Here is a 22077-nt window from a genome sequence, read left to right as displayed (position 1 = left end):
GACATTCATGTCGACATCCACGAAGACACCGAACAGCATTCGACAGGGCGGACCCGGCGCCTCGCATGAGAACGCGAAGGCACCGCTTCAGGTGAAGAAGCCGCCGGCGGACGATCCGCAGCGCAGCCACAGCCGGGTTTCCGGCGGCGGTGGCGAGCGCGATTCCCATCACACGCACGACGAGGCCGGAAAGGGCGGAGGCAGGTGACATGGCCAACAAGCAACCCAAGCTGTACGCGCCGACCGAGAAGGACCTGCATGACAACCCCCTGATCGGCGGATCCAAGGGCGTGAACAGGGCAGGCGTTTCGCCTGACGACCTCGAGGACGTCTTGGGCGAGAACACGATCGAAGGCGACGTCGAAAACGACGTGAACGCCGGTGGCGGTATCGACAAGGATGTCGCGCGGAGCGGTTCGCCCCGAAGAGGCCGGTAAGATTGGAGGCCCACAATGCAGGGCAAGAAGACTCACGAACAGCAAGTGCGCATCCTCGAGCGGAAGCCAGATGTTCCGGATGCGCGAGAACTCGAGCAGGCCGCCGGTCATAACCCGCAAGACACGCGCGTCCATCGTGCGAACCCCGAAGCTCGTCACAGCGAGTTTCCAGTGAGCCGCGGCGGTCTCAACCAGGAGAGCGATCACAACAAGCACAACGATCCCGGCCAGAGCGGCCACAAGCCGCCCAAACCGACGACGGCACAACAGAAGCACTAAATCATCCGAAGAGAGGAGAGACTGATGCCTGGTGGGCATGGCAGCAAGACGCACTTCAGATCGGGCATGCATGGCAAGGGCGACGGCACCGGCGCATTGACCGACGTGCCGAAGGAGATGATCGGCGACAACATGGTCCTGTCCAACCGAGACAAGAAACAGCATTCGGACATTCGCGGCATGGACGGCAAGTCCATCCAGACCGAACAATATCAGGACCACGCAGCAAACCGGCTCGATGAGAAGCCGGAGGCCGACGAGACCTGAGAGGGCGTTCCTTCCGCCGACTTGCGGACCGGTGTTCAGCCGGTCCGCTTTTTTGTGGGCGCAAGGTCGCGCTCCCAGCCGAACACCGAGCGGCCGTCGAGATCCGGTGAGGCCGCTCGTTCACCGGCGATGAAAGCCTCGACCGAAGGCCCGCGCGCGGTCCGCTCCAACCGCCGCGCCTGGTCGTCGAGGCGCTTGATCGCCTGCATCTCTTCCTCTCGCCCGAGGTTCGCGTTGTGGATCGCGCCCTTCAGCACCCGGATGGTCTGGTCATAGACCTTGATCGGAACGGGGTAGGGATGCCGGTCCTTGCCGCCATGGGCGAGCGAGAAACGTGCGGGGTCCCTGAAGCGATAGGGCGCGCCGTGCACGACCTCGGCAACCATCGCGAGCGAGCGCACCGTGCGCGCGCCGACGCCCGGCGTCAGCAGCAGCTCCGGAAAATCCGCCGGGCCGCGTTCGGCTGCAGCGGCGAGTGTGCCGTGCAGGCGGCGCGCGAACACGTCCTTCGGCCGCACATCATGATGCGCAGGCATGATCAGATGCGGCAGCATGCCTTGCGCCGGCGTGGACGGGGTCCCCGTGAGCCGCTCGAATTCGGAGACGATGCGATCCGGACCGAGGTCGGAGAGCAGCTCGAGCTGTGCCGTCCGAGACAGATCGGCGCGATGATCGGTGAGATTGACGATCTCCCCCTGCTGCGGCCCGTCGATTGCGCTGTGCGGCGTATCGACAAAGCTCTTCAGTGCCTCGGAGTGCCAGTGATAGCGCCGCGCCTGCCGCTTGTCGCCGTTCATGCCCTGCTGCACCACCGTCCATTTGCCCTCAGTGGTGACGAAGAAGCCGTGCAGATAAAGGTCAAAGCCGTCCTGGACCGCGGCGCTGTCGACCTTGGCGACCAGACGGCTGGCCCGGGTCAGCTTGACGCCGTCGAATCCGACGCGGTCGCCGAGCTGCAACAGCTCGTCCGGCGTCTTGCGCGAATGCTGACCGCGACCACCACAGACGTAAATCCCGAGCTCGTCCTGGAGCGGTCCGAGCCCGCGCTTCAGCGCGCCGATCACGGAGGTGGTGATGCCGGAGGAGTGCCAGTCCATTCCCATCACGGCGCCAAACGACTGGAACCAGAATGGATGCGACAGGCGCTGTAGAAATGCGTCGCGGCCGTAATGATGCACGATCGCCTGGGTGACGATCGCCCCGAGCGAGGACATGCGACTTGCCAGCCAGGGCGGAACCCGCCCGGTGTGAAGAGGAAGATCGGCGCTGCCGGTTCGTCGAGTCATGGCGACAAGCCTAGCGCAGCTCAGCGACGGTTGCACCTGCGGGATGCTGCATTGCACGGGGCGGGGGAGCGAAGCCGGCCGGGATGCGTTGTGCGGGTTGCGTGAATGCAATGATGGGGACGATCCATGGATTGGCAGGCTCTGACGGCCGATATCGACGGGATGTTCGGCTGGATACCGTCATGGTTCATCGGCCTCACCCTGGTTGCCGGCGCGATCCTTCTTGCCCTGCTCGCCTACCGGGTCGCCACATGGCTGCTCAACCGCGCTTTCGGAACGCGGCTTCCGCTCTTGAGTGTGTTCATCGAGCGCACGGCAGGCCCCGCGCAAATGGCGCTTTGCCTTGCCGCCGTCGCAATGGTGCTCCCGCTGGCGCCGCTCGACGATACGATCCGCACCCCCCTGACGCGCCTGTTCGTCGTGGCCTTCATCGCGCTGATCGGCTGGATCTCGATCCGGATCGTCGACATGAGCGCGGCGCGCTACTTGCAGAACTTTCGCGATGTCACCGAGAATTTCGTCGCGCGCAAGCATGTCACGCAGGTGCGCGTGTTCAAGCGCGTCACCGACACCATCATCGTCATCATCACGGTCTCCGCCGCGCTGATGACGTTCGACTCCGTGAAGCAATACGGAGTCAGCCTGTTCGCCTCTGCAGGTGCTGCCGGTATCATCGTCGGCCTTGCCGCGCGCCCGCTGCTGAGCAATCTGATCGCCGGCCTGCAGATCGCGATCACCCAGCCGATCCGCATCGAGGATGCCGTGATCATCGAGAACGAATGGGGCTGGATCGAGGACATCGCCTCGACCTATGTCGTGATCCGGCTGTGGGATTGGCGCCGCATGGTGGTGCCGCTGTCCTACTTCATCGAAAAGCCATTCCAGAACTGGACGCGCGACACCGCATCCCTCATCGGCGTCGTCGCGCTGCATGTCGACTATCGCGCCGACGTCCCGCGCATCCGACGCTGGCTGGAGGAGGCGGTGAAGCAGTCGAAGCTGTGGGACGGGGAGGTGGTGAATCTCCAGGTGATCGATGCCGATTCGCGCACCATCGAGCTTCGGGCGCTGGTCAGTGCCAGGAACGCACCGCAGTCGTGGGACCTGCGCTGCGAGATCAGGGAGAAGCTCATCGCCTTCATCCGCGACGAGATGCCGGAGGCGCTGCCGCGCGACCGCGCCATCCTGATCCCGTCGGGAGACGGAGAGGGCGATCTCGGACTGCGTCCCGCACCGCCGGAGAGGATGCGGGCGAGCGCCAGTCACTGAACGGCGCTTACGCGCTGCGCCGTCCCGCCATTGCCACGTTCTTGTTGACGAGACCTGATCTTTTGTACGATAGTACAAATCTCATGGTACGCAAGCCCACCAGCAAGGAAGCGGCCCGCAAGCCGAACATGCGCGAGGCGATCCTCGCCGCCGCGGAGGAGCTGTTCGCCACCAACGGCTTCAATGCCGTATCGGTGCGCGACATTGCGCAAGCTGCCGGGGCAAATCCGGGCAGCGTGACCTATCATTTCAAGACCAAGGACGGTTTGCTGCTGGAGATCTACCGGCGTCATTGCGGGCCGATGAATCTGCGCCGTTCCGAGCTGCTCGCGGCCGCAAAGCGCGTGCGCGATCTCCAGGACCGGCTGGAGGCGATCGTTCGGGCCTATGTGGTGCCGGCCTTCACCTCGGGCAGCGATCTCGCCGGCGGCGGGGCGCGTTTCACGCGGCTGCGCGCGGTGATGTCGGCGGAAGGTAACGAGGTCGCGCGAAAGATCATCGCGCAGACCTTCGACGACACCAGCCACGCCTTCATCGACGCGGTGCACGAGAGTCTGCCGCACATTCCGCGCACGGACATCGTCTGGCGCAGTCACTTCCTGCTCGGCGCACTCTATTATTCACTGGTGACGCCGGAACGCGTGTCGCGCCTGTCGCGCGGCGAGGCCGACGGCAGCGATGCCGCTTGCGCCATCGAACAATTGGTGCAGGCCACCGTCGCCGCTTTCCAGGCGCCGGCGCTGGATGAGGCCGCGCCGGCGCGGCGGCGGCCGGTCGTCGCCGGCAAGGCGTGAAGCAAGAAATCTCGCTTCGGCGGTTCACCTCATGACGATGATGTACACGCCGACCATTCCACCGCCCGACCCGAACACGCGCACGCCGAAGTTCAGGCTGCCGAAGTTGTCGTGTAACGCGCATTGCCACATCTTCGGGCCCGGCACGAAATACCCTTACGCGCCGGAGCGTTCCTACACGCCGCCGGATGCGCCGCTGGAGGATTTTCGCATCCTGCATGCCAAGCTCGGCGTGGAGCGGGCCGTCATCGTCAATGCCAGCGTGCACGGCACCGACAACAGGGTGGCGCTCGATGCGATCGCTGAGAGCAATGGCGCCTACCGTGCCGTCGCCAACATCGATGGCGCCGTCACCGAGCGCGACCTGCGCGTGCTGCATGAGGGCGGTTTTCGCGGCTGCCGTTTCAATTTCGTCCGCCATCTCGGCGGCGTCCCCGACAAGCGCGTGTTCGACCGCATCGTCGCGATGGTCACGCCGCTCGGCTGGCACATCGATCTGCATTTCGATGCGATCGATCTGCCCGAATATGCCGACATGCTGACAAGGCTGCCCCTGACCTACACCATCGACCATATGGGCCGGGTGAAGGCGGCAGACGGGCTCGACCAGTTGCCGTTCAGAATCCTGATCGAGCTGATGCAGCGCGATGACAAGTGCTGGGTGAAGATCTGCGGCTCGGAGCGGGTGTCCTCTATCGGTCCGCCGTTCACCGATGCGGTGCCGTTCGCGCGAAAGATCGTCGAGACCGCGCCGGATCGCGTCATCTGGGGTACGGACTGGCCGCATCCCAACGTCAAGGTGATGCCGAATGACGGCGATCTCGTCGATCTGATTCCGCTGTTCGCGCCGGAGCCGGCGGTGCAGACGAAGATTTTGGTCGACAATCCCGCGCGCCTGTTCGGGTTCGAGGCGTGACGACGTCATCGCGACCGGCACGCTGGGAGGACATGTGCTGTGGACGCATGCATACGAAACAAAAAGGAGTAGCCCATGAAAACAGGCCTCGTCGTCACCGCCCATCCCGGCGATTTCGTCTGGCGCGCCGGCGGCGCCATCGCGCTGCATGCGAAGAAAGGTTATCGCGTGAAGATCGTGTGCCTGTCCTTCGGGGAGCGCGGCGAGAGCCAGTTCGCCTGGAAGGAGCAGGGCGCGACGCTGGAATCGGTCAAGGCCGGCCGCAAGGACGAAGCGGAGCGGGCGGCCAGGCTGCTGGGTGCCGAAATCGAGTTCTTCGATTGCGGTGACTATCCGCTGAAGCTCACCGAGGCGCATTTCGACCGCATGGTGGATATCTACCGCGAGCTCAATCCGAGCTTCGTCCTGACGCATGCGCTGGAAGACCCCTATAATTTCGACCATCCGAATGCGGCGCATTTCGCGCAGGAGACGCGTGTGGTCGCGCAGGCCATGGGCCACAAGCCCGGCGCGCCGTACAAATATTCGGCGCCGCCGGTGTTCCTGTTCGAGCCGCACCAGCCCGAGCAGTGTAACTATAAGCCCGACACCATTCTCAAGATCGACGAGGTCTGGAAGGAGAAACACGAGGCGTTCCAGATTCTCGCCGCGCAAAAACATCTCTGGGGCTATTACGAGCGCGTCGCGCTCAACCGCGGCATCCAGGGCAGCCGCAACACCGGCGTGCCCATGACCTATGGCGAGGCCTATCAGCGCCTGTTTCCGACGGTTGCGGACGAGCTGGCATGAAGCCGGTCCGCAACATCAAGCTGAAGGCCGTACTCGGCAGTCACCACCATGTGCAGGCGGTGAAGAGCGGGGCGCTCCGTTCCGACCTGTTCGATCTCGATTTCATCGAATACACGCCGACCAACACGGCGTTCAAGCCGATGGTGCGCGAGCAGGCCTTTGACGTCTGCGAGATGGCGATCGTCACCTATCTGATGGCGAAAGCGCACGGCAAGCCGCTGGTTCTGCTGCCGGCGACCATGCTCGGCCGCTTCCAGCATTCTTACGCTCTCTATAATCCTGCGCGTGGGACGCTCGGGCCGTCCGATCTCGAAGGCAAGCGCGTCGGTATCCGCTCCTTCACGACCACGACGGGCGCCTGGATCAGGGGCATCCTCGCCAACGACTACGGCGTCGATCTCGACAGGATTCGTTGGATCACCTTCGAGGATCCGCATGTCGCCGAATATGTCGACACCACGGAGCGCGCGCCGAAGGACAAGAAGATCCTGCAGATGCTGCGCGACGGCGAGCTCGATGCCGTCCTCGGCGAGACCTCCGATGATCCCAAGCTGAAGCCGCTGTTTCCCGATCCGGCCGCAGAAGCCTCCAGATGGTATTCGCGGCGCGGCGTGGTCCCGATCAACCATCTCGTGGTCGTGACCGAGAGCCTGGCGAAATCGCGCCCCGACGTGGTCGCCGGCGTCTATGATCTGCTCAAGCGCAACAAGGCCCAGACGGGAGCGACGGCAACGCCGGACCTCGTTCCGTATGGGATCGAGGCCAACAGAAAACCGCTCGAGCTGATCATCGACTACGCATTCCAGCAGGCGCTGATTCCGCGCCGCTATACGGTCGATGAGCTCTTCGACGAGACGACACGAGGGCTGAACTGATGGCAGGTGATCCCAGGCGCTGGCAGATCGGGTTGGTCGGCTATGGCGAGGTCGGCAGGATACTGGCTGAGGATTTGCGCCAGCAGGACATCAGAGTCTCAGCCTACGACATCAAGCTCGGCGGCGAGCAGGGCGCGCCGCTGCAGGAGCATGCGGCGAAATTCGGTGTCTCTCTTGCAACTTCCCACGCAGAGCTGGCCGCGAAGTCCGACTTCATCATCTCCGCCGTCACGGCGAGCCAGGCCGTGCCGGTCGCAGAGGCCTGTGCGGCAGCGATCAATCAGGGCACCTGGTTTCTCGATTTCAACTCGGCCTCTCCCGGCGCCAAGCAGCGCGCGGCAGGGCTGATCGACGGCGCCGCCGGGCGCTATGTCGAGGGCGCGGTGATGACCTCAGTGCCGCCTTATCGCATCAAGGTGCCTTTGCTGCTCGGCGGACCCGGCGCGAGAGAGCTCGAGCCGCTGCTGAACGCGATCGGTTTCGCGGCCAAGGTTGCCAGTGACAAGCTCGGCGTGTCCTCGGCCGTCAAAATGTGCCGCAGCATCATGATCAAGGGCCTGGAGGCCATGGTCATCGAGAGCTTCACGACGGCGCGTGCCTATGGCGTCGAGGATGCGGTGCTGCCTTCGCTTGCGGAAACGTTCCCCGGGATCGACTGGGAGGAGCTGGGCGCCTATTGCTTCCAGCGCGTGATCGAGCACGGCCGCCGCCGGGCCGAGGAGGTGCGCGAGGTCGCCGAGACCGTGCGCGAGGCGGGGCTGACGCCGTGGTCGGCGCAAGGCACGGCCGAGCGGCAGGCCTGGATGGCCGATCTCGCCGATGAGGGGCTGTTCGGGTTGAGGGGCAGCAGCGAATTCGCCCGCAGTGCGGACTGGCGCACCGAGGCGGACCGGATCCTGGCGAAGATCAATCGGACGAAATAGTCAGCTCAGGACCGGGTCGCGGGATTCGAAGCTCCCGACCTGGTCACGCGCGCGTTCGATGAGGTCGATCAGATTGCGGGATTTACGGACGAGCTGCTCGGTGGCCGGCTGGGTGCGGAACTCCGCCAGCACGGCGCGAACGCACTTGCTGGCGGCATCGAGCGTCCAGAGCGTACGGTTCACGTCGGCCTGCGTCTGGATGGCCGAGATATCGAGACCCGAGAGAACGTGGCCGATGCCGTCCAGCCGCTTCACCGCCGTATCGGTCGGCGTTCGGGCCTGGACCGAATCATCAATGCTGCTGAATGCGCTGAACAGACTCATACTCCCCCACTGAACGCAGATTGTCAGTGCACGTCGTAGTTACGGCGGCGCGGCCTGCCTCGCAATGCGTTGAGCTACGGTCCGGGATTCTACCGAACTCGGGTCGGCGCGGACCGGCGGTAAAATCGAACTGCCGTGGCCTCGCGGCCGATCAGGTTGTGCGCGCGATGCCCGAAATATCGGCCGTGAAACGCGCTCAGCTCTTGAACAGGGTCGGCCGGGGCCGTGCAAATGTCTGCCGGCCGCGCTTGAAGCCCATCAGGACGTCAGGCAGCTCGGCGATCGCGAGTCGGCTGTCCTTGGTATCGAGCACGATCAGATCGGCGGGATTGCCGACCTCGATGCCGTAGTCGGCGAGGTTCATCAGCCGGGCCGGCAGCTCGGTCACGAGGTCCAGGCAGGTGTCGAAGTCGCGAACCGAGGCGTGCGCGACGTTGGCGTAGAAGTTCGCCATCCGCAGCAGCGAGGCATCGCCGAACGGCGTGAAGGGATTGAGCACGTTGTTGGTCGCGACCGAGCAGAGCACGCCGTCGCCGGCAAGCTTGTGGGCGAGGGTCAGCCCGCGCGGCGCGTTGTGCGTGGCCTCGCGCCCCATCAGATAGAGATCGGTCGCGGGCAGGACGGTGACCGCAACGCCTGACCTTGCCAGTTGCGCAGTGGCCGCCTTCATCCGTTCGGGGGGCAAGGCCGACAGTTTCGTGGCATGGCCGATCGCGACGCGTCCGCCGTAGCTGCGCCGCTCGGTCTGGCGGCAGACCTCGTCGAGATGCCACCAGGAGGGATCGAGGTCGAAATCGAGATGGAGGTCGACGTCGATGTCGAATTCCTCAGCGAGATCGAAGATGCGCGCGAGATGGGCGTCCGGGTCGGTGTCCATGTAGGGACAACCGCCAATGACCTCGCCGCCTTCGCCCAGCGCCTGGACCAGCAGCTCCTCGGCTCCGGGATCGTTGGTGAGGCCTTCCTGCGGGAAGACGCAGAGCTCGAGATCGATCGCCCAGGCGTAATCGCGCTTCAGCGCCTTGACCGCCTCGAAGCCGCGGAGGCCGATGCGGGGGTCGATCTCGACATGCGTGCGCATGCGCGTCGTGCCGTTGACGATGGCGCGTTCGAGCACTCTTGCGCCGCGTGCGTAGACGTCCTCGATCGTGAAATCCTTCTTCATCCCGGCGACGGCGCGGATCGCCTCCGAGACGCTGCCGTGATCGTGGCCGCAGCGGCCGAGCAGGCAGGCCTTGTCGAGATGGATGTGGGTGTCGACGAAGCCGGGCAGGGCGAGGAGGCCGTCAACGTCGACCTCGGCGGCCTCGCAGGCCAGCTTTGGCGCGATCGCGGCGATGCGGCCGTCCTTCACCCCGATATCGACCGGTGCGGCGGAAGAGCGCAACAGCGCGTTGCGGAAGATCAGGTCGAAAGCGGCTTGGGTAGTCATGGCGTTGGATTCAGCTGCAGCAGCCTAGCCGAAGCCATCGGAGCGGGCAGCTCCAGATTGTGTGCAGTGCTGAGGCTGGATTGTCCAAAAATTGTGCATGCACTTTGAGGCACCCGGATTGTAAGATAGCGGCATCCGGAGAGAACCCCGCGATGTCTACTGCCGCAAAAGCCGAAAGCCCGATGACCGACGCCGAGATTGTCGAAGCCTATCTCACCGCTTCGATGATACCGGATCCCGACGCCGCTGCGGCCTATATGAAGCCGGGCACGGTGATCACGTTCACCGGCGGGCGCGCGTTCGACCATCCGCGCGGGCCGACCGGCTTCAACGCGAAACGCTATCGCTGGGTCAAGAAGAAGATGGACCGGTTCGACGTCTGCCCGGGCGCGGACGAGACCGTCGTCTACAGCGTCGGCACGCTCTATGGCGAATGGATGGACGGCACGCCGTTCGAGGGCAACCGCTATGTCGATCGCTTCGTCGTGAGGGACGGGCAGATCGTGAAGATGGATGTCTGGAACGACAGCGCCGAGCGCATCCTCGTCCAGCGCGGCATCGAGGCTTAGCCCCTCCGCGCGATTTTCGGCAGCTTGACGACGCGATTGCTCGTCACCTCGTCCGCATAGGGTGCGAGGATGTCGAGCAGATCGCGGCCACGCTGCGGAGTGGGAGCGACCAGCGCACGATTGGCCACCGAATCCAGGTGATGATGCATCAATTCCATCACCTTGGCCGCATCGCCCTTGGCAAGCGCCGCGATGATGGCGCGGTGCTCGTTGATGGCGCATTCGGTGGAATGCGGCCGGCTGTACAGCGACAGCGTCAGGCAGCAGCGATAGGCGACCTCGCTGACATAGCGCACCAGAATCGGGCTGTTCGTCATATGGGCAAGCAGAATGTGGAATTCGGTGGCGAGTCGGATCGACACCGCATCCGTGCCGCCGCGGGCGCGATCCTCGGCATCGACATGGGCGTTCAGCTCGGCGATCTGCGCCTTGGTCAGCTTGCCCGCGAGCTGGCGCACGACGAGGCGTTCGAGCTCGATGCGGATGTCGAAGGCATCGCGCGCCTCCTGCCAGCTCGGCGTCGCCACCACGGCGATCCGGTTGCGGCGGAGCTCGACCAGGCCTTCGGCGGCGAGTTGACCTAGCGCATGGCGGGCAATGGTGCGGCTGACGCCGAAACGTTCGCCGAGCGCATCTTCCGGCAGCTTGGCGCCGGGCTCCAGCGCCTGCTCGATGATGGCGCGCCGGAGCGCGCGGCAGATTACGCTGACCTTGTCCGACGATTCAGAAGTCTTGCTGCTGGCGCGCGCCGCCATCGGCGAATCCCATGGGAGTGACATCTCTCTTTAGCACAGGCTCGCGCCGATTCAGCGCTCCAATTGCATGCAGTTTGGCCTCCGGACTGCCTAAATCGAATCCGGCGGTTTGGCGCGGGTTTCGGCTAGGCCTTTGATTTCGCGGGGCTCGATCGCTGGCATCCAGCTTGCATGCACTTTTTTCCGTGATGCGCATGCAACCCAACGCCCAGTTCGACGGCCAGCCCGTTCCCGAAGGCTCTGCGACGATCGCCATCGAGCTGTCGGAGGCCTCGGTGACCTTCGGGCGCGGCGACCGCGCCGTGCCTGCTTTGTCGAAGACCACGCTCAAGATCGCCGACGGCGAGTTTGTCGCATTGGTCGGCCCGTCCGGATGCGGCAAATCGACCATTTTGCGGCTGGTCAGCGGCCTGGTGCAGCCGACCAGCGGCGTCGTCATCGTCGGCGGCCGCGAGGTGGCGGCTCGGGCGATGCGGGTCGGCATGGCCTTTCAGAACCCGACCATGCTGCCGTGGATGACGATCGAGCGGAACATCATGCTGCCGCTGAAGATCGTCGAGCCGTTCCGCTCGAAGTTCCGCAAGCTGCGCAAGACCGAATTCCGCGACAAGGCCAATGCGCTGCTGGAGCAGGTCGGCCTCAAAGGGTTTGGCAACCGCTATCCCTGGCAGCTCTCCGGCGGCATGCTCCAGCGCGCCAATCTCTGCCGTGCGCTGATCCACGAGCCGCGCATGCTGCTGCTCGACGAGCCCTTTGGCGCCCTCGACCAGTTCACCCGCGAGGAGCTATGGGCGATCCTCCAGAATCTCTGGATGACGCACAAGCCGACCGTGCTGCTGGTCACGCACGATCTGCGCGAGGCGGGCTTCCTTGCCAGCCGCATCTGCGTGATGAGCGCGCGCCCCGGCCGCATCCTCGACGACAGCCGCGTCGAATTCGCGCGGCCGCGCACGGTCGCGATGACGTTCGAGCCGGATTTCGTCGCGCTGAACCAGAAGCTGCGCGCCTTCATCGAGGATGCGCGCAGCGCCGCTGAGCAGGGGGCAGGCTGATGTTCGGGATCGATATCAGGCAGAAAGCGTGGTCGGCGGGGCTGATCGTGCTGTTCTTCGTCGCCTGGGAGCTGTTCTGCCTGATGACCGGCATGTCCGATCTGGTGCTGCCGCGGCCCTCGCAGGTCTTCGTGACGCTGGTCCAGCGCTTCCCGGTGCTGTGGCCGCACATCGTGCAGACGCTCGCCACCACTATGCTCGGCTTCGTGCTTGGCGTCGCGCTCGGCGTCGCCCTCGGCGCGATCATCGGCGTGTCGAAGACGGCCTACGACACCTGCTATCCGCTGCTGATCGGCTTCTCCTCGATCCCCAAGGTCGCGGTGGTGCCGATCTTCGTGCTGTGGTTCGGCTCCGGCACGGTGCCGGCGGTGCTGACTGCGCTGTCGATCTGCTTCTTCCCGATCGTGGTCAATATCGCGACGGGGCTTGCCACCACCGAGCCTGAGCTCGAGGACGTCTTGAAGGCGCTCGGCGCCAGCAAGCTCGACATCCTGTGGAACGTCGGTCTGCCGCGCACCATGCCGTTCTTCTTTGCTTCGCTGAAGGTCGCGATCTCTTACGCCTTCGTCGGCGCGGTACTGTCGGAGACGGTCGCCTCCAACCGCGGCATCGGCAACGTCATGATGACCGCGTCCTCCAATTTCAACGTGCCGCTGGTGTTCGCGGGCTTGTTCGTGCTCGCCGGGCTCGGTGTCGCGCTCTACGTCGTGTTCTCGCTGATCGAAGGACAGGTCACCGGCTGGGCCACGCGCAAGAACGACGTGATCGCCACCTGATTTCTTGAACCGTCACGCAACGAAGCTGAGGAGGTCTCGATGTTGAGGAAGTTAACCGCCGCGCTGCTTGGATTGGCGCTGTCCGCAGGCGCCGCCACCGCGCAGGAGACCACGATCAAGTTCACGCTAGGCTGGAAAACCCAGGGCAGCGACGCTGCCTTCTTCTATGCCAAGGACAACGGCTTCTTCAAAGAGGAAGGCCTCAACGTCGTCATCGATCAGGGCGAGGGCTCCGGCGCCACCGTCACGCGCGTGATGTCGGGCGCCTATGACGCCGGCTTCGGCGACGTCAACGCCATCATCCAGAACGCCTCGACCAAGCCGCAGGAGGCGCCCGTCATGGTCTACATGATGTGGAATCAGCCGCCGTTCGCCATCGTCGCCAAGAAGAGCAGCGGCATCAACACCATCAAGGATTTCGAAGGCCGCACGCTCGGCGGTGCGCAGGGCACGCCGACCACGCGCTTGTTGCCGGTGTTCACCCGCAAGAACGGGCTCGACGGCGAGAAGATCAAGATCTCCAACATGGCGCCGAACCTGCAGGAGCCGATGCTGATCAAGGGTGACATCGATGCGGCCCTCGTCTTCAACATCACCAGCTATTTCAATCTGGTGCTCAACCGCCAAGATCCGGACAAGGACTTCAAATGGTTCTCCTTCGGTGAATATGGCCTCGATCTCTACTCCAACGGCGTGATGGTCTCCCGCAAGCTGATCGCCTCGAATCCGAAGGCCGTGGCGGGCCTGGTGCGCGCCATCAACAAGGGTGCGATGGCGATTGCCAAGGACCAGAATGCCGGCATGAAGGCGGCACTTAACTACGACAACCTCATCAACGCCGAGGTGGAGAAGCGCCGGCTGCAATATTCCTTCGAGAAGCTGATCGTCTCGTCCGAGATGAAGGAGATCGGCATCGGCGACATCAAGGACGACCGGATGACGCGCGCGATCGGCATCGTGGTCGAGGGCTATCAGCTCGCCCGTGCGCCGACGCCGGCGGAGGTGTTCTCGCGCGAATTCCTGCCGCCGCGCGCGGAGCGGGAACTGGTGTACACTGCCAACTGAGATTGGAGGAACAGCCATGGCCACGGAGATCTCGGCAACCAGCCTGTTCCGTGGCCCTGACCGTGGCGTCAGCGAGAACGTCGTGCTGCGGCACGACGAGGGCGTCATCACCGAAATCTCGGAAGGAGCGGGGCCGGCGCCTCGCTCCTTCGTCATCCCCGCCTTCGTCAACGCCCATGATCATGCCCGTGCCACGGCGTCGTCCTTCGGTGCGGTCGGCATGCCCCTGGAAAGCTGGATTTTGCGCACCGCGCTGGGCTCGCCGGTCGATCCCTATCTGACAGCCGTCTCGGCATTGGCCCGTTCCGCCAAGGCAGGCTGCGCGGCGATGATGGTCCATTACACGCGTCCGAGCGGGACGATGCCGCTGCTGGACGAGGCCAAGGCCATCGCGAAGGCCGCATCCGACGTCGGGATTCGCATGGCGTTTGCAATGGCGGTGCGCGACCAGAACCCCATCGTCTACGGTGATGCCGAGCCGGTGCTTTCAGGTCTTCCCGGGGACGATCGCAAGACGATCGAGGATCTCTTCGTTCGCGCGCCGCTGTCGCCGAAGGCCTATATCGAGCTGACCGACGCAATTGCCGCAGCCATCGCCGGACCGATGGTCGACGTGCAGCTCGGGCCGGCCGGTGTGCAATGGTGCTCGAAGCCGCTGCTGGAGGCCGTCGCGGAGAACTCCGCGCGCTCCGGTCGCCGCATTCACATGCATCTGCTGGAAACTGTGTACCAGCGTGCCTGGGCCGACCAGCACTTTCCGGAAATGGTGCGCTGGCTTCGCGATGTCGGCTTTCTCTCCGGGCGGCTGACGCTGGCGCATTGCATTCACGCCCGTCCGGATGAGCTGGAGATGATCGCCGCCTCCGGCGCGCGCATCGTCACCAATTTCAGCTCGAACATGCATTTGCGCTCGGGCCTCGCCCCGATCGCCGCCGCGCACAGATGCGGCTGCGCCATTGCCGTCGGCGTCGACGGCCTGGCGCTGGACGAGGATGACGACATCCTGCGCGAGATGCGGCTGGTGCAGATGGTCCACGGCGGCCTCGGCTTCAAGGCGACATGGGCGCCGGCCGAGATGTTTTCGCTCGCCATCCGCAACGGACGCCATGCGACCGGGGCGCCCGGGAATGGTGAGCTCGCGGCGGGCAATCCCGCCGACTACGTCGTGATCGATCTTGACCGGCTCGATCGAGACCAGATCATGTCGGTTGACCCGATGGCGCTGCTGTTCGCGCGCGGCAATGCGTCGCTGGTGAAGGAGGTGGTCGTCGCCGGCAGGACGATCGCGCGGGACGGGGTCTGCACGGGCGTCGACCTTCCGGCCATCGAGCGCGAATCGCGGGCGATGTACCGCGCCAATGTCGGCAAGCTCGACAGCTTCCGGCGGATGTGGCCGTCCCTGTCGGATCGGTTGAGCGGCTGGTTCGAGCAGCAGCTGACGTGCCAGTGAAGCAGCGTCGGTTTGGCCAGTATTGAAAAGCGCGATAGCTGGTAGTCGCTGTCCCGTCTGGCGGACGCTGCATGTGTCGGTTATCACCCCCCTCGCGATAAGGCCGACGACCCCATTGAGGAGCAACTGATGCGTCTACCCGTTCTTTTCCTTGCCCTGACAAGTCTTGCAGGCGCGGCGTCAGCCGAAGACCTCGCGGGCACGCTCCAGAAGATCAAGGAGACCAAGAAGATCACGCTGGGCTATCAGGAGGCCTCCGTCCCATTCAGCTATCTCGACGGCAACCAGAAGCCGGTCGGCTTTGCCATGGACATCTGCCTCCGTATCGTCGAAGCCGTGAAGAAGCAGCTCGGCATATCAGACATTTCGGTCGAGACTGTCGCGGTGACGTCCTCGAACCGGATTCCTTTGATGGTCAACGGCACGCTCGACCTGCATTGCTCGGCGACCACCAACAATGCCGACCGCCAGAAGCAGGTCGCCTTCACCAACACGCACTTCCTCAGCGCGACGCGGTTCGCGGCCAGGAAGGCGGCGAGCATCAAGACCATCGACGATCTCAAGGGCAAGGCGGTCACGGCGGTCGCGGGATCCGTGAACTTGACGCAGCTCGCCAAGGTCAACACCGAGCGCAATCTCGGCATCAACATCATGCCGGCCAAGGACCAGGCCGAGGCCTTCCTGCTGCTGGAGACCGACCGCGCCCAGGCCTATGCGCTCGACGACGTCCAGCTCGCGGTCGCGATCGCGCGGTCGAAGGAGCCGCAAGCTTACATGATCAGCGAGGAGGCGTTCTCCAAGCCCGAGCCCTACGGCATCATGCTGCGGCGAGAGGATGCGCCGTTCAAGGCGCTCGCCGATCGCGCCACCGCGGAGCTTTATGCCACCCCCGAGATCGAGGCGCTCTACAAGAAGTGGCTGCAATCGCCGACGCCGCCGAACGGCCTCAACTACAACGTCCCGATGTCATCAGCCTTGCGCAACGCCTTCAAGAAACCGAGCTCGAGCGCCGATCCTGACGTCTATGTGGTGAACTGAAGCGAAGGAAGAGCGCCTTTCTTAGGCGTTCGAGTATTTCTTCAGCTCGAGCCGCGCGATCTGGTTGCGATGGACCTCATCGGGTCCATCGGCAAGTCGCAGCAAGCGCGCGGTGGCGTAGGCCTGCGTCAGGCCGAAATCGTTCGAGGTGCCGCCGCCGCCATGGGCCTGAATGGCCCAGTCGATGATCTGACAGGCCATGTTGGGCACGGCGACCTTGATCATTGCGATCTCTGCCTTCGCCACCTTGTTGCCGACCGTGTCCATCGCATGGGCCGCGTTCAGCGTCAGTAGCCGCGCCTGCTCGATCATGATGCGCGCCTCCGCAATGCGCTCCTGCGTCACCGTCTGCTCCGAGACCGGCTTGCCGAAGGCGACCCGGCTCCGCACGCGGCGGCACATCTTCTCCAGCGTGCGTTCGGAAAGGCCGATCAGCCGCATGCAATGATGGATGCGGCCGGGCCCGAGACGGCCCTGCGCAATCTCGAAGCCGCGGCCCTCGCCGAGCAGCATGTTCTCCTTGGGCACGCGCACATTGGTGAACACCACTTCGGAGGCGCGGTCGGGCACGCCGTAGAAGCCGAACACGGGCAGGGGACGCTTGACCTCGATGCCCGGCGTGTCCATCGGCACCAGGATCATGGATTGCTGCTTGTGACGGTCGGGATTGTCGGGGTCGGTCTTGCCCATGAAGATGCAGATCTTGCAGCGAGGGTCGGTCGCGTTGGTGGTGTACCATTTGCGCCCGTTGATGACGTAATGGTGGCCGTCCCGTACGATCGAGCTCTCGATGTTGGTCGCATCGGATGATGCGACCGCCGGCTCGGTCATGGCGAAGCAGGAGCGGATTTCGCCCGCGAGCAGCGGCTTCAGCCAGCGCTCCTTGTCCTGCTCGCTGCCGTAACGCTCCAGCACCTCCATGTTGCCGGTGTCGGGCGCCGAGCAGTTGAAGACTTCAGGAGCAAGGTGCGAACGGCCCATCACCTCGCACAGTGGCGCGTATTCGAGATTGGAGAGGCCCGCGCCGTGATCGCTCTCGGGCAGAAACAGATTCCACAGCCCCTCCGCGCGCGCCAGCGGCTTAAGCTCCTCGACGACCGGATAGACCTTCCACGGCCCGAGCTCTTCAGCCTCGCGGTAGAAGCGCTCCTCGTTGGGATAGATGTGCCGGTCCATGAAGCTTTCGAGCCTGCGCTTGAGCTCGACGACTTTTGGCGACATCGGATAGAGCATTTTCTGGTCTCCTTGATCGACGGCGACCGGGTCACGCGACCCGGTACTCTTTGAACCTATCGCGCAGAGCGGATTTCAGCACCTTGCCGGTGCCGGTCATCGGGAATTCGTCGAGGAATTCGACGGCGTCCGGCAGCCACCAGCTCGCGATCTTCGGACGCATGTGCTCGAGCAGCGCCTTGCCGTCGACGGTCGCGCCCTTCTTGCGGACGACGAGGAGCAGGGGGCGCTCCTGCCATTTCTCGTGGCTGATCGCGACGACGGCCGCTTGCAGCACGTCGGGGTGGGACAGGGCGATGTCCTCGAGCTGGATCGAGGAGATCCACTCGCCGCCGGACTTGATCACGTCCTTGGAACGGTCGGTCAGCGTGACGTGGCCTTGTGGGTCGATCACGGCCATGTCGCCGGTGATCAGCCAGCCGTCGCGGTCGAGGCCTTCGTCCAGCTTCATGTAGCCGGAGGCGACCCAGGGGCCACGGGCGCGCAGATGGCCGACCGTCTTGCCGTCGCGCGGCAGCTCAATGCCGGCGTCGTCGACGATGCGCAAATGCGTGCCGAAGCAGGCGCGGCCGGAGACCTGGCGCCGGTCGAATTTCTCCTTCTCGCTGAGATGCTCCGAGCCCGGCCGCAGGCCCGGCATCGAGCAGCCCAGCGCCTCGGTCATGCCCCAGGCCTGGATGTAATCGACATTGTACTCGCGCTTGAGCTTCTCCACCATCGCGCGCGGCGGGGCCGAGCCTGACGACAACGTCGCGCGCAAGGCCGAGAATTTGTTGCCGGTCCGCCCGAGCCAATCGAGCAGGATCAGCCAGAAGCTCGGCACGCCCGCCGACAGCGTCACCTTCTCGCCTTCCAGCAATTCATAGAGCTTGTCCGGCTCGTAGTTGCGGCCGGGCAGTACCAGCTTGGAGCCGGTATAGGGCGCGGTGAACGGCATGTTCCAGCCATTGCCGTGGAAGAGCGGCGCCATCGGCATCATCACCTCGCGCACGCCTTCGACGTGTCCCGGCAGGAAGTCGAAATTGCAGCAGGTCATGGTCTGCAGGATCGCGGCGCGGTGCGAGTAGATTACGCCCTTGGGATTGCCCGTCGTGCCCGACGTGTAGCAGATCGTGGAGGCGGACTTCTCGTCGAACTCCGGCCAGGCGAAGCCGGCATCGTTCTCGCGTTCCAGAAGCTCTTCGTAACAATGCACGTTCGCGAGCTTCGTCTCCGGCATCCGCTCGCGCGAGGACATCACGACATAGGCTTCGACCGTCGTTAGCTGCGGCGCGATCGCCTCCACGAGCGGCAGCGTGGCGCGATCGATGAAGAGCAGGCGGTCCTCGGCATGGTTGATGATGTAGACGAGCTGCTCGGGAAACAGCCTGGGATTGACCGTGTGCAGCACGTAGCCCATGCCCGGCGCGGCGTAGAACATCTCGAAATGCCGGTGTGTATTCCAGGCCAGCGTTCCGACGCGGTCGCCTTGCTTCATGCCGAGCCGCTTCAGCGCCAGCGCCATGCGCTTAATACGCGGATGCGCGTCTGAGTAGGTGTAGCGATGGATGTCGCCCTCGATCTCGCGTGCGACGATCTCGGCTTCGCCATGATAATCGGCCGCATACTGGATCAGGCCGCTGATCAGCAGCGGCATGTCCATCATCAATCCCTGCATGGTCTCCCTCCGGATGGCCATGTCGTTGCATGGCGTAGGCTCGTGATTTGCGCTCGAGGTTAGCGGAAGGTCACGCAGCGTTCACGCAAAAAACAATCAGCGTGATTGCATGCCGCGCTTTTTCGGCGCTAACGTGCGGTGAGCTGCCGACGAAGCAGCATGCGCGGGAGGAATCGAATGTCAGCGGAAAGACACAAGACCGATGCAACCGGCGCATCTACGGTCGATATTTCCGCCCTCCGTGCCCGTTATCGCGACGAGCGCGACCGCCGTCTGCGCGCCGAGGGCAAGGCGCAGTATGTCGAGGTTGCGGGCGAGTTCGGCCGTTATCTCGACGACCCCTGGGCCGATCCCGGATTTGCGCGCGCGGCCATCAACGAAGCGACCGAAGTGCTCATCGTCGGCGGTGGCTTCGGCGGCCTGCTGTGTGGCGCGCGATTGCGCGAGGCCGGCATCGCGGATTTTCGTATCGTGGAAAAGGCCGCCGACTTCGGCGGCACCTGGTACTGGAATCGTTATCCCGGCGCCGCCTGCGATACCGAGAGCTATATCTACCTGCCGTTGCTGGAAGAGACCGGTTACATGCCCGTGCGCAAATATGCCCGGGCGCCGGAGATCTACGAGCACTCGCGCCGCATCGGCCGTCATTTCGACCTGTACGAGCGCGCGCTGTTTCAGACCGTCATCTCGCGGATGACCTGGCAGGAGCATGAGGCGCGGTGGCTGGTCGAGACCAACAGGGGCGACCAGATCCGCGCGCGCTTCGTCATCCTCGCCGGCGGTCCGCTGAGCCGTCCGAAGCTGCCGGGGATTGCCGGCATCGAGACGTTCAGAGGTCACAGCTTTCATACCAGCCGCTGGGATTACGGCTACACCGGCGGCAACGCGGATGGTGGCCTTACCGGTCTTGCCGGCAAGCGCGTCGGCATCATCGGCACCGGCGCCACCGCCGTGCAATGCGTGCCGCATCTCGGCCGCTCCGCCAAGGAGCTCTATGTGTTCCAGCGCACGCCGTCCGCAATCGGCGTTCGCGACGATCGTCCGACGGACCCGGCCTGGGCGCAGAGCCTCAAGCCAGGCTGGCAGCGCGAGCGCATGGACAATTTTACCGCCGTGATTTCAGGCGAGCCGTTCGAGCAGGACCTGGTGCAGGACGGCTGGACCGGCCTGCTCGGCGAAATCCTGCTGGCACCGCGCCGGCAAAAGCAGCCGGTGACTTCGATTGAGGAAGCGCTGAAGGTCATCGAGCAGGCCGACTACCGCAAGATGGAGGAGATCCGCGCGCGCGTCGACACCGTGGTCAAGGACGAGGCGACCGCGGCTGCGCTCAAGCCCTGGTACAAGGCGTTCTGCAAGCGGCCGTGCTTCCACGACGAATATCTGGACACCTTCAACCGTCCCAACGTGCATCTCGTCGATACCGGGGGGAAGGGCGTCGAACGCATCACCGAGAATGCCGTCGTCGCCGGCGGCAAGGCCTACGAGCTCGACTGCTTGATCTATGCCAGCGGCTTCGAGGTCGGCACCGATTACGCGCAGCGCATGGGCTTCGAGGTTTATGGCCGCGACGGCATGAGCCTGTCCGAGCGCTGGCAGGACGGCGTCAAGACGCTGCACGGCTTTTACAGCCGCGGTTTTCCGAACTGCTTCCTGATCGTCACCGTGCAGGCCGGCCAGAGCGCCAATTTTCCGCACATCATCGACGAGCAGTCGCAGCACATCGCCTATGTCATCAAGCAGGCGCGCGAGCGCAACGCACGCACCCTGGAGCCGACGCTTGCGGCCGAGAACGCCTGGGTCGAGGAGGTCGTCAAGGCCGCGCTCGGTCGGCAGACCTATCTCGCCGAATGCACGCCGGGCTACTACAATAACGAAGGCGTGTTCGATCCGATCGCGGCAAGAAACAGCCAATATTGGCGCGGGCCGGTGGCATTCCTGCGGCTGCTCGACAAATGGCGCAAAGAGGGCAACCTGGAAGGCCTCGAATTGTCCTATGATCGGGCCATGGAGTCGGCGCATTCCAGCGGGTAAGATTGCGCCGCCGAGCGGTACAGGACAGGAGAGGTCGGGCATGATCAGGGGCAGGGCTGTTGCGGGAGCGGTTCTTGGCGCAATGACGCTGCTCGGTTGCCTGGCATCCTCCGCCGAGGCCGCGCAATGCGGCAGCTCGCCGGCCGGCTTCGAGGCCTGGAAGCGCGAGTTCAGCGCGGAGGCTCAGGGCAAGGGCATCGGTCCCACCGCGCTGTCTGCGCTGATGCAGACGAACTATGCCAGCGCCACGATCGCGGCCGACCGCGGCCAGCGCAGCTTCTCGCTGACGCTGGACCAGTTCCTGGCCAAGCGCGGCGCCACCACCATCGTCGCCAAGGGCCGGCAGCTCAAGCAGTCGCAGGCCGCTTTGTTCGCCTCGATCGAGCAGCGCTATGGCGTCCCGCCCGGGCCGCTGATCGCGATCTGGGGCATGGAGACCGGCTTCGGCAGCCAGCGCGGCAACCAGAACATGCTGTCGTCGATTGCGACCCTCGCCTATGACTGCCGCCGTCCCGAATTCTTCACCGACCAGCTCTATGCGGCCCTGAAGCTGATCGACCGCGGTACGCTGTCGGGATCGACCCGCGGCTCCATGCATGGCGAGGTCGGCCAGACCCAGTTCATGCCCAAGAGCATTCTGGCCTACGGCACCGGCAATCTCGAAGTTGCGGCCAATGCGCTGAACTCGACCGCGAATTTCCTCAAAGCCCATGGTTGGCGTGCGGGAGCCGGATACCAGCCGGGCGAGCCCAATTTCGCTGCCATCGAGGCTTGGAATGCCGCTGGTGTCTATCAGAAGGCGATCGCGCTGATGGGCCGGCAGATCGACGAGGGCGGGAGTGCCGCGGCCTCACGCTGAG

The 22077-nt window shown here is 64.4% G+C and carries 24 protein-coding genes; 18 read left to right on the top strand and 6 right to left on the bottom strand.

The window, feature by feature from the left end:
- Window positions 1–7: 7 nt before the first annotated feature.
- Genes I6F20_RS09035 through I6F20_RS09020 form a run of 4 tightly spaced genes read left to right on the top strand, consistent with a single transcriptional unit; the run spans window position 8 to window position 983 of the window.
- Window positions 8–208, top strand: coding sequence for a hypothetical protein (locus I6F20_RS09035; protein WP_036001325.1), 201 nt, complete (start codon window positions 8–10; stop codon window positions 206–208).
- A 1-nt stretch (window position 209) separates the two neighbouring features.
- A complete protein-coding gene (locus I6F20_RS09030; RefSeq protein ID WP_036001323.1) occupies window positions 210–437 on the top strand; it encodes a hypothetical protein in 228 nt (75 codons plus the stop codon).
- Window positions 438–452: 15 nt separating this feature from the next.
- On the top strand, window positions 453–716 hold the full coding sequence (locus I6F20_RS09025) for a hypothetical protein (RefSeq protein ID WP_036001319.1): 264 nt from the start codon (window positions 453–455) through the stop codon (window positions 714–716).
- Between the two features lie 24 nt (window positions 717–740).
- On the top strand, window positions 741–983 hold the full coding sequence (locus tag I6F20_RS09020) for a hypothetical protein (RefSeq protein ID WP_036001316.1): 243 nt from the start codon (window positions 741–743) through the stop codon (window positions 981–983).
- Between the two features lie 35 nt (window positions 984–1018).
- Here I6F20_RS09020 and I6F20_RS09015 read toward each other — a convergent pair whose 3' ends face one another.
- The gene (locus tag I6F20_RS09015) at window positions 1019–2269 is read right to left on the bottom strand and encodes a DUF763 domain-containing protein (protein ID WP_225125834.1); all 1251 of its coding nucleotides are present in this window, start codon (window positions 2267–2269) and stop codon (window positions 1019–1021) included.
- A gap of 126 nt (window positions 2270–2395) precedes the next feature.
- On the opposite strand from I6F20_RS09015, the gene I6F20_RS09010 reads away from it, so the two are divergent.
- The 6 genes from I6F20_RS09010 (at window position 2396) to I6F20_RS08985 (ending at window position 7835) form a co-directional block, all read left to right on the top strand.
- A complete protein-coding gene (locus tag I6F20_RS09010; protein WP_225125833.1) occupies window positions 2396–3538 on the top strand; it encodes a mechanosensitive ion channel family protein in 1143 nt (380 codons plus the stop codon).
- An 83-nt stretch (window positions 3539–3621) separates the two neighbouring features.
- Window positions 3622–4332, top strand: a complete 711-nt coding sequence (locus tag I6F20_RS09005) for a TetR/AcrR family transcriptional regulator (RefSeq protein WP_036001304.1) — start codon at window positions 3622–3624, stop codon at window positions 4330–4332.
- A 31-nt stretch (window positions 4333–4363) separates the two neighbouring features.
- Window positions 4364–5248, top strand: coding sequence for an amidohydrolase family protein (locus I6F20_RS09000; RefSeq protein ID WP_225125832.1), 885 nt, complete (start codon window positions 4364–4366; stop codon window positions 5246–5248).
- Between the two features lie 75 nt (window positions 5249–5323).
- A complete protein-coding gene (locus I6F20_RS08995; protein WP_225125831.1) occupies window positions 5324–6037 on the top strand; it encodes a PIG-L deacetylase family protein in 714 nt (237 codons plus the stop codon).
- Complete coding sequence (locus tag I6F20_RS08990; protein ID WP_225125830.1) at window positions 6034–6912, top strand: substrate-binding domain-containing protein; 879 nt, start codon at window positions 6034–6036, stop codon at window positions 6910–6912. The genes I6F20_RS08995 and I6F20_RS08990 overlap by 4 nt, the downstream gene beginning before the upstream one ends.
- A complete protein-coding gene (locus tag I6F20_RS08985) occupies window positions 6912–7835 on the top strand; it encodes a DUF1932 domain-containing protein (protein ID WP_225125829.1) in 924 nt (307 codons plus the stop codon). Before I6F20_RS08990 ends, I6F20_RS08985 begins: the two co-directional genes overlap by 1 nt.
- Here the strand turns inward: I6F20_RS08985 and I6F20_RS08980 are convergent, their stop codons facing one another.
- The gene (locus I6F20_RS08980; RefSeq protein ID WP_128262247.1) at window positions 7836–8159 is read right to left on the bottom strand and encodes a hypothetical protein; all 324 of its coding nucleotides are present in this window, start codon (window positions 8157–8159) and stop codon (window positions 7836–7838) included.
- A gap of 196 nt (window positions 8160–8355) precedes the next feature.
- A complete protein-coding gene (locus I6F20_RS08975; protein ID WP_225125828.1) occupies window positions 8356–9591 on the bottom strand; it encodes an amidohydrolase family protein in 1236 nt (411 codons plus the stop codon).
- 152 nt (window positions 9592–9743) lie between these two features.
- On the opposite strand from I6F20_RS08975, the gene I6F20_RS08970 reads away from it, so the two are divergent.
- Entirely contained in the window at window positions 9744–10160 is a 417-nt protein-coding gene (locus tag I6F20_RS08970) for a nuclear transport factor 2 family protein (RefSeq protein ID WP_225125826.1), read from the top strand.
- Here I6F20_RS08970 and I6F20_RS08965 read toward each other — a convergent pair.
- Window positions 10157–10915, bottom strand: coding sequence for a GntR family transcriptional regulator (locus I6F20_RS08965; protein WP_025035646.1), 759 nt, complete (start codon window positions 10913–10915; stop codon window positions 10157–10159). The genes I6F20_RS08970 and I6F20_RS08965 overlap by 4 nt on opposite strands.
- A gap of 194 nt (window positions 10916–11109) precedes the next feature.
- Between I6F20_RS08965 and I6F20_RS08960 the strand changes: the two genes are divergently transcribed.
- From I6F20_RS08960 to I6F20_RS08940, 5 genes are all read left to right on the top strand, one after another.
- On the top strand, window positions 11110–11967 hold the full coding sequence (locus I6F20_RS08960) for an ABC transporter ATP-binding protein (protein ID WP_036001404.1): 858 nt from the start codon (window positions 11110–11112) through the stop codon (window positions 11965–11967).
- Window positions 11967–12743: an ABC transporter permease gene (locus I6F20_RS08955; protein ID WP_172786275.1), complete on the top strand. Its 777-nt coding sequence runs from the start codon at window positions 11967–11969 to the stop codon at window positions 12741–12743. The genes I6F20_RS08960 and I6F20_RS08955 overlap by 1 nt, the downstream gene beginning before the upstream one ends.
- 39 nt (window positions 12744–12782) lie before the next feature.
- Window positions 12783–13808, top strand: coding sequence for an ABC transporter substrate-binding protein (locus I6F20_RS08950; RefSeq protein WP_225125824.1), 1026 nt, complete (start codon window positions 12783–12785; stop codon window positions 13806–13808).
- Between the two features lie 16 nt (window positions 13809–13824).
- Window positions 13825–15258 carry an amidohydrolase family protein gene (locus I6F20_RS08945; RefSeq protein WP_225125822.1) on the top strand — a complete coding sequence of 478 codons (1434 nt, stop codon included), beginning with the start codon at window positions 13825–13827 and terminating at the stop codon, window positions 15256–15258.
- 129 nt (window positions 15259–15387) lie between these two features.
- Window positions 15388–16296 (top strand): amino acid ABC transporter substrate-binding protein, encoded by a 909-nt coding sequence (locus tag I6F20_RS08940; RefSeq protein ID WP_057028871.1) that lies wholly within the window; start codon window positions 15388–15390, stop codon window positions 16294–16296.
- Between the two features lie 21 nt (window positions 16297–16317).
- Here I6F20_RS08940 and I6F20_RS08935 read toward each other — a convergent pair whose 3' ends face one another.
- Both I6F20_RS08935 and I6F20_RS08930 read right to left on the bottom strand, forming a co-directional pair.
- Complete coding sequence (locus tag I6F20_RS08935; RefSeq protein ID WP_057028872.1) at window positions 16318–17529, bottom strand: acyl-CoA dehydrogenase family protein; 1212 nt, start codon at window positions 17527–17529, stop codon at window positions 16318–16320.
- A 31-nt stretch (window positions 17530–17560) separates the two neighbouring features.
- Window positions 17561–19186 (bottom strand): long-chain fatty acid--CoA ligase, encoded by a 1626-nt coding sequence (locus I6F20_RS08930; RefSeq protein WP_225125820.1) that lies wholly within the window; start codon window positions 19184–19186, stop codon window positions 17561–17563.
- Window positions 19187–19363: 177 nt separating this feature from the next.
- Between I6F20_RS08930 and I6F20_RS08925 the strand changes: the two genes are divergently transcribed.
- Together I6F20_RS08925 and I6F20_RS08920 are read left to right on the top strand one after the other, a co-directional pair.
- The gene (locus I6F20_RS08925; protein ID WP_225125818.1) at window positions 19364–21217 is read left to right on the top strand and encodes a flavin-containing monooxygenase; all 1854 of its coding nucleotides are present in this window, start codon (window positions 19364–19366) and stop codon (window positions 21215–21217) included.
- 40 nt (window positions 21218–21257) lie between these two features.
- Entirely contained in the window at window positions 21258–22076 is an 819-nt protein-coding gene (locus I6F20_RS08920) for a lytic murein transglycosylase (RefSeq protein WP_036001257.1), read from the top strand.
- Window position 22077: the final 1 nt, after the last annotated feature.

It is taken from the genome of Bradyrhizobium sp. IC3123 (assembly GCF_020193625.1).
GTDB lineage: Bacteria > Pseudomonadota > Alphaproteobacteria > Rhizobiales > Xanthobacteraceae > Bradyrhizobium > Bradyrhizobium yuanmingense.
Note: the sequence above shows the minus strand (reverse complement) of the source record. Positions and strands in the feature narration are given on the sequence as shown.

Bases quoted from the DNA above. Each gene is read 5' to 3' on its own strand.
- I6F20_RS09035 (WP_036001325.1), top strand. From the start codon at position 8: ATGTCGACATCCACGAAGACACCGAACAGCATTCGACAGGGCGGACCC.
- I6F20_RS09030 (WP_036001323.1), top strand. From the start codon at position 210: ATGGCCAACAAGCAACCCAAGCTGTACGCGCCGACCGAGAAGGACCTG.
- I6F20_RS09025 (WP_036001319.1), top strand. From the start codon at position 453: ATGCAGGGCAAGAAGACTCACGAACAGCAAGTGCGCATCCTCGAGCGG.
- I6F20_RS09020 (WP_036001316.1), top strand. From the start codon at position 741: ATGCCTGGTGGGCATGGCAGCAAGACGCACTTCAGATCGGGCATGCAT.
- I6F20_RS09015 (WP_225125834.1), bottom strand. From the start codon at position 2,269: ATGACTCGACGAACCGGCAGCGCCGATCTTCCTCTTCACACCGGGCGG.
- I6F20_RS09010 (WP_225125833.1), top strand. From the start codon at position 2,396: ATGGATTGGCAGGCTCTGACGGCCGATATCGACGGGATGTTCGGCTGG.
- I6F20_RS09005 (WP_036001304.1), top strand. From the start codon at position 3,622: ATGGTACGCAAGCCCACCAGCAAGGAAGCGGCCCGCAAGCCGAACATG.
- I6F20_RS09000 (WP_225125832.1), top strand. From the start codon at position 4,364: ATGACGATGATGTACACGCCGACCATTCCACCGCCCGACCCGAACACG.
- I6F20_RS08995 (WP_225125831.1), top strand. From the start codon at position 5,324: ATGAAAACAGGCCTCGTCGTCACCGCCCATCCCGGCGATTTCGTCTGG.
- I6F20_RS08990 (WP_225125830.1), top strand. From the start codon at position 6,034: ATGAAGCCGGTCCGCAACATCAAGCTGAAGGCCGTACTCGGCAGTCAC.
- I6F20_RS08985 (WP_225125829.1), top strand. From the start codon at position 6,912: ATGGCAGGTGATCCCAGGCGCTGGCAGATCGGGTTGGTCGGCTATGGC.
- I6F20_RS08980 (WP_128262247.1), bottom strand. From the start codon at position 8,159: ATGAGTCTGTTCAGCGCATTCAGCAGCATTGATGATTCGGTCCAGGCC.
- I6F20_RS08975 (WP_225125828.1), bottom strand. From the start codon at position 9,591: ATGACTACCCAAGCCGCTTTCGACCTGATCTTCCGCAACGCGCTGTTG.
- I6F20_RS08970 (WP_225125826.1), top strand. From the start codon at position 9,744: ATGTCTACTGCCGCAAAAGCCGAAAGCCCGATGACCGACGCCGAGATT.
- I6F20_RS08965 (WP_025035646.1), bottom strand. From the start codon at position 10,915: ATGGCGGCGCGCGCCAGCAGCAAGACTTCTGAATCGTCGGACAAGGTC.
- I6F20_RS08960 (WP_036001404.1), top strand. From the start codon at position 11,110: ATGCAACCCAACGCCCAGTTCGACGGCCAGCCCGTTCCCGAAGGCTCT.
- I6F20_RS08955 (WP_172786275.1), top strand. From the start codon at position 11,967: ATGTTCGGGATCGATATCAGGCAGAAAGCGTGGTCGGCGGGGCTGATC.
- I6F20_RS08950 (WP_225125824.1), top strand. From the start codon at position 12,783: ATGTTGAGGAAGTTAACCGCCGCGCTGCTTGGATTGGCGCTGTCCGCA.
- I6F20_RS08945 (WP_225125822.1), top strand. From the start codon at position 13,825: ATGGCCACGGAGATCTCGGCAACCAGCCTGTTCCGTGGCCCTGACCGT.
- I6F20_RS08940 (WP_057028871.1), top strand. From the start codon at position 15,388: ATGCGTCTACCCGTTCTTTTCCTTGCCCTGACAAGTCTTGCAGGCGCG.
- I6F20_RS08935 (WP_057028872.1), bottom strand. From the start codon at position 17,529: ATGCTCTATCCGATGTCGCCAAAAGTCGTCGAGCTCAAGCGCAGGCTC.
- I6F20_RS08930 (WP_225125820.1), bottom strand. From the start codon at position 19,186: ATGCAGGGATTGATGATGGACATGCCGCTGCTGATCAGCGGCCTGATC.
- I6F20_RS08925 (WP_225125818.1), top strand. From the start codon at position 19,364: ATGTCAGCGGAAAGACACAAGACCGATGCAACCGGCGCATCTACGGTC.
- I6F20_RS08920 (WP_036001257.1), top strand. From the start codon at position 21,258: ATGATCAGGGGCAGGGCTGTTGCGGGAGCGGTTCTTGGCGCAATGACG.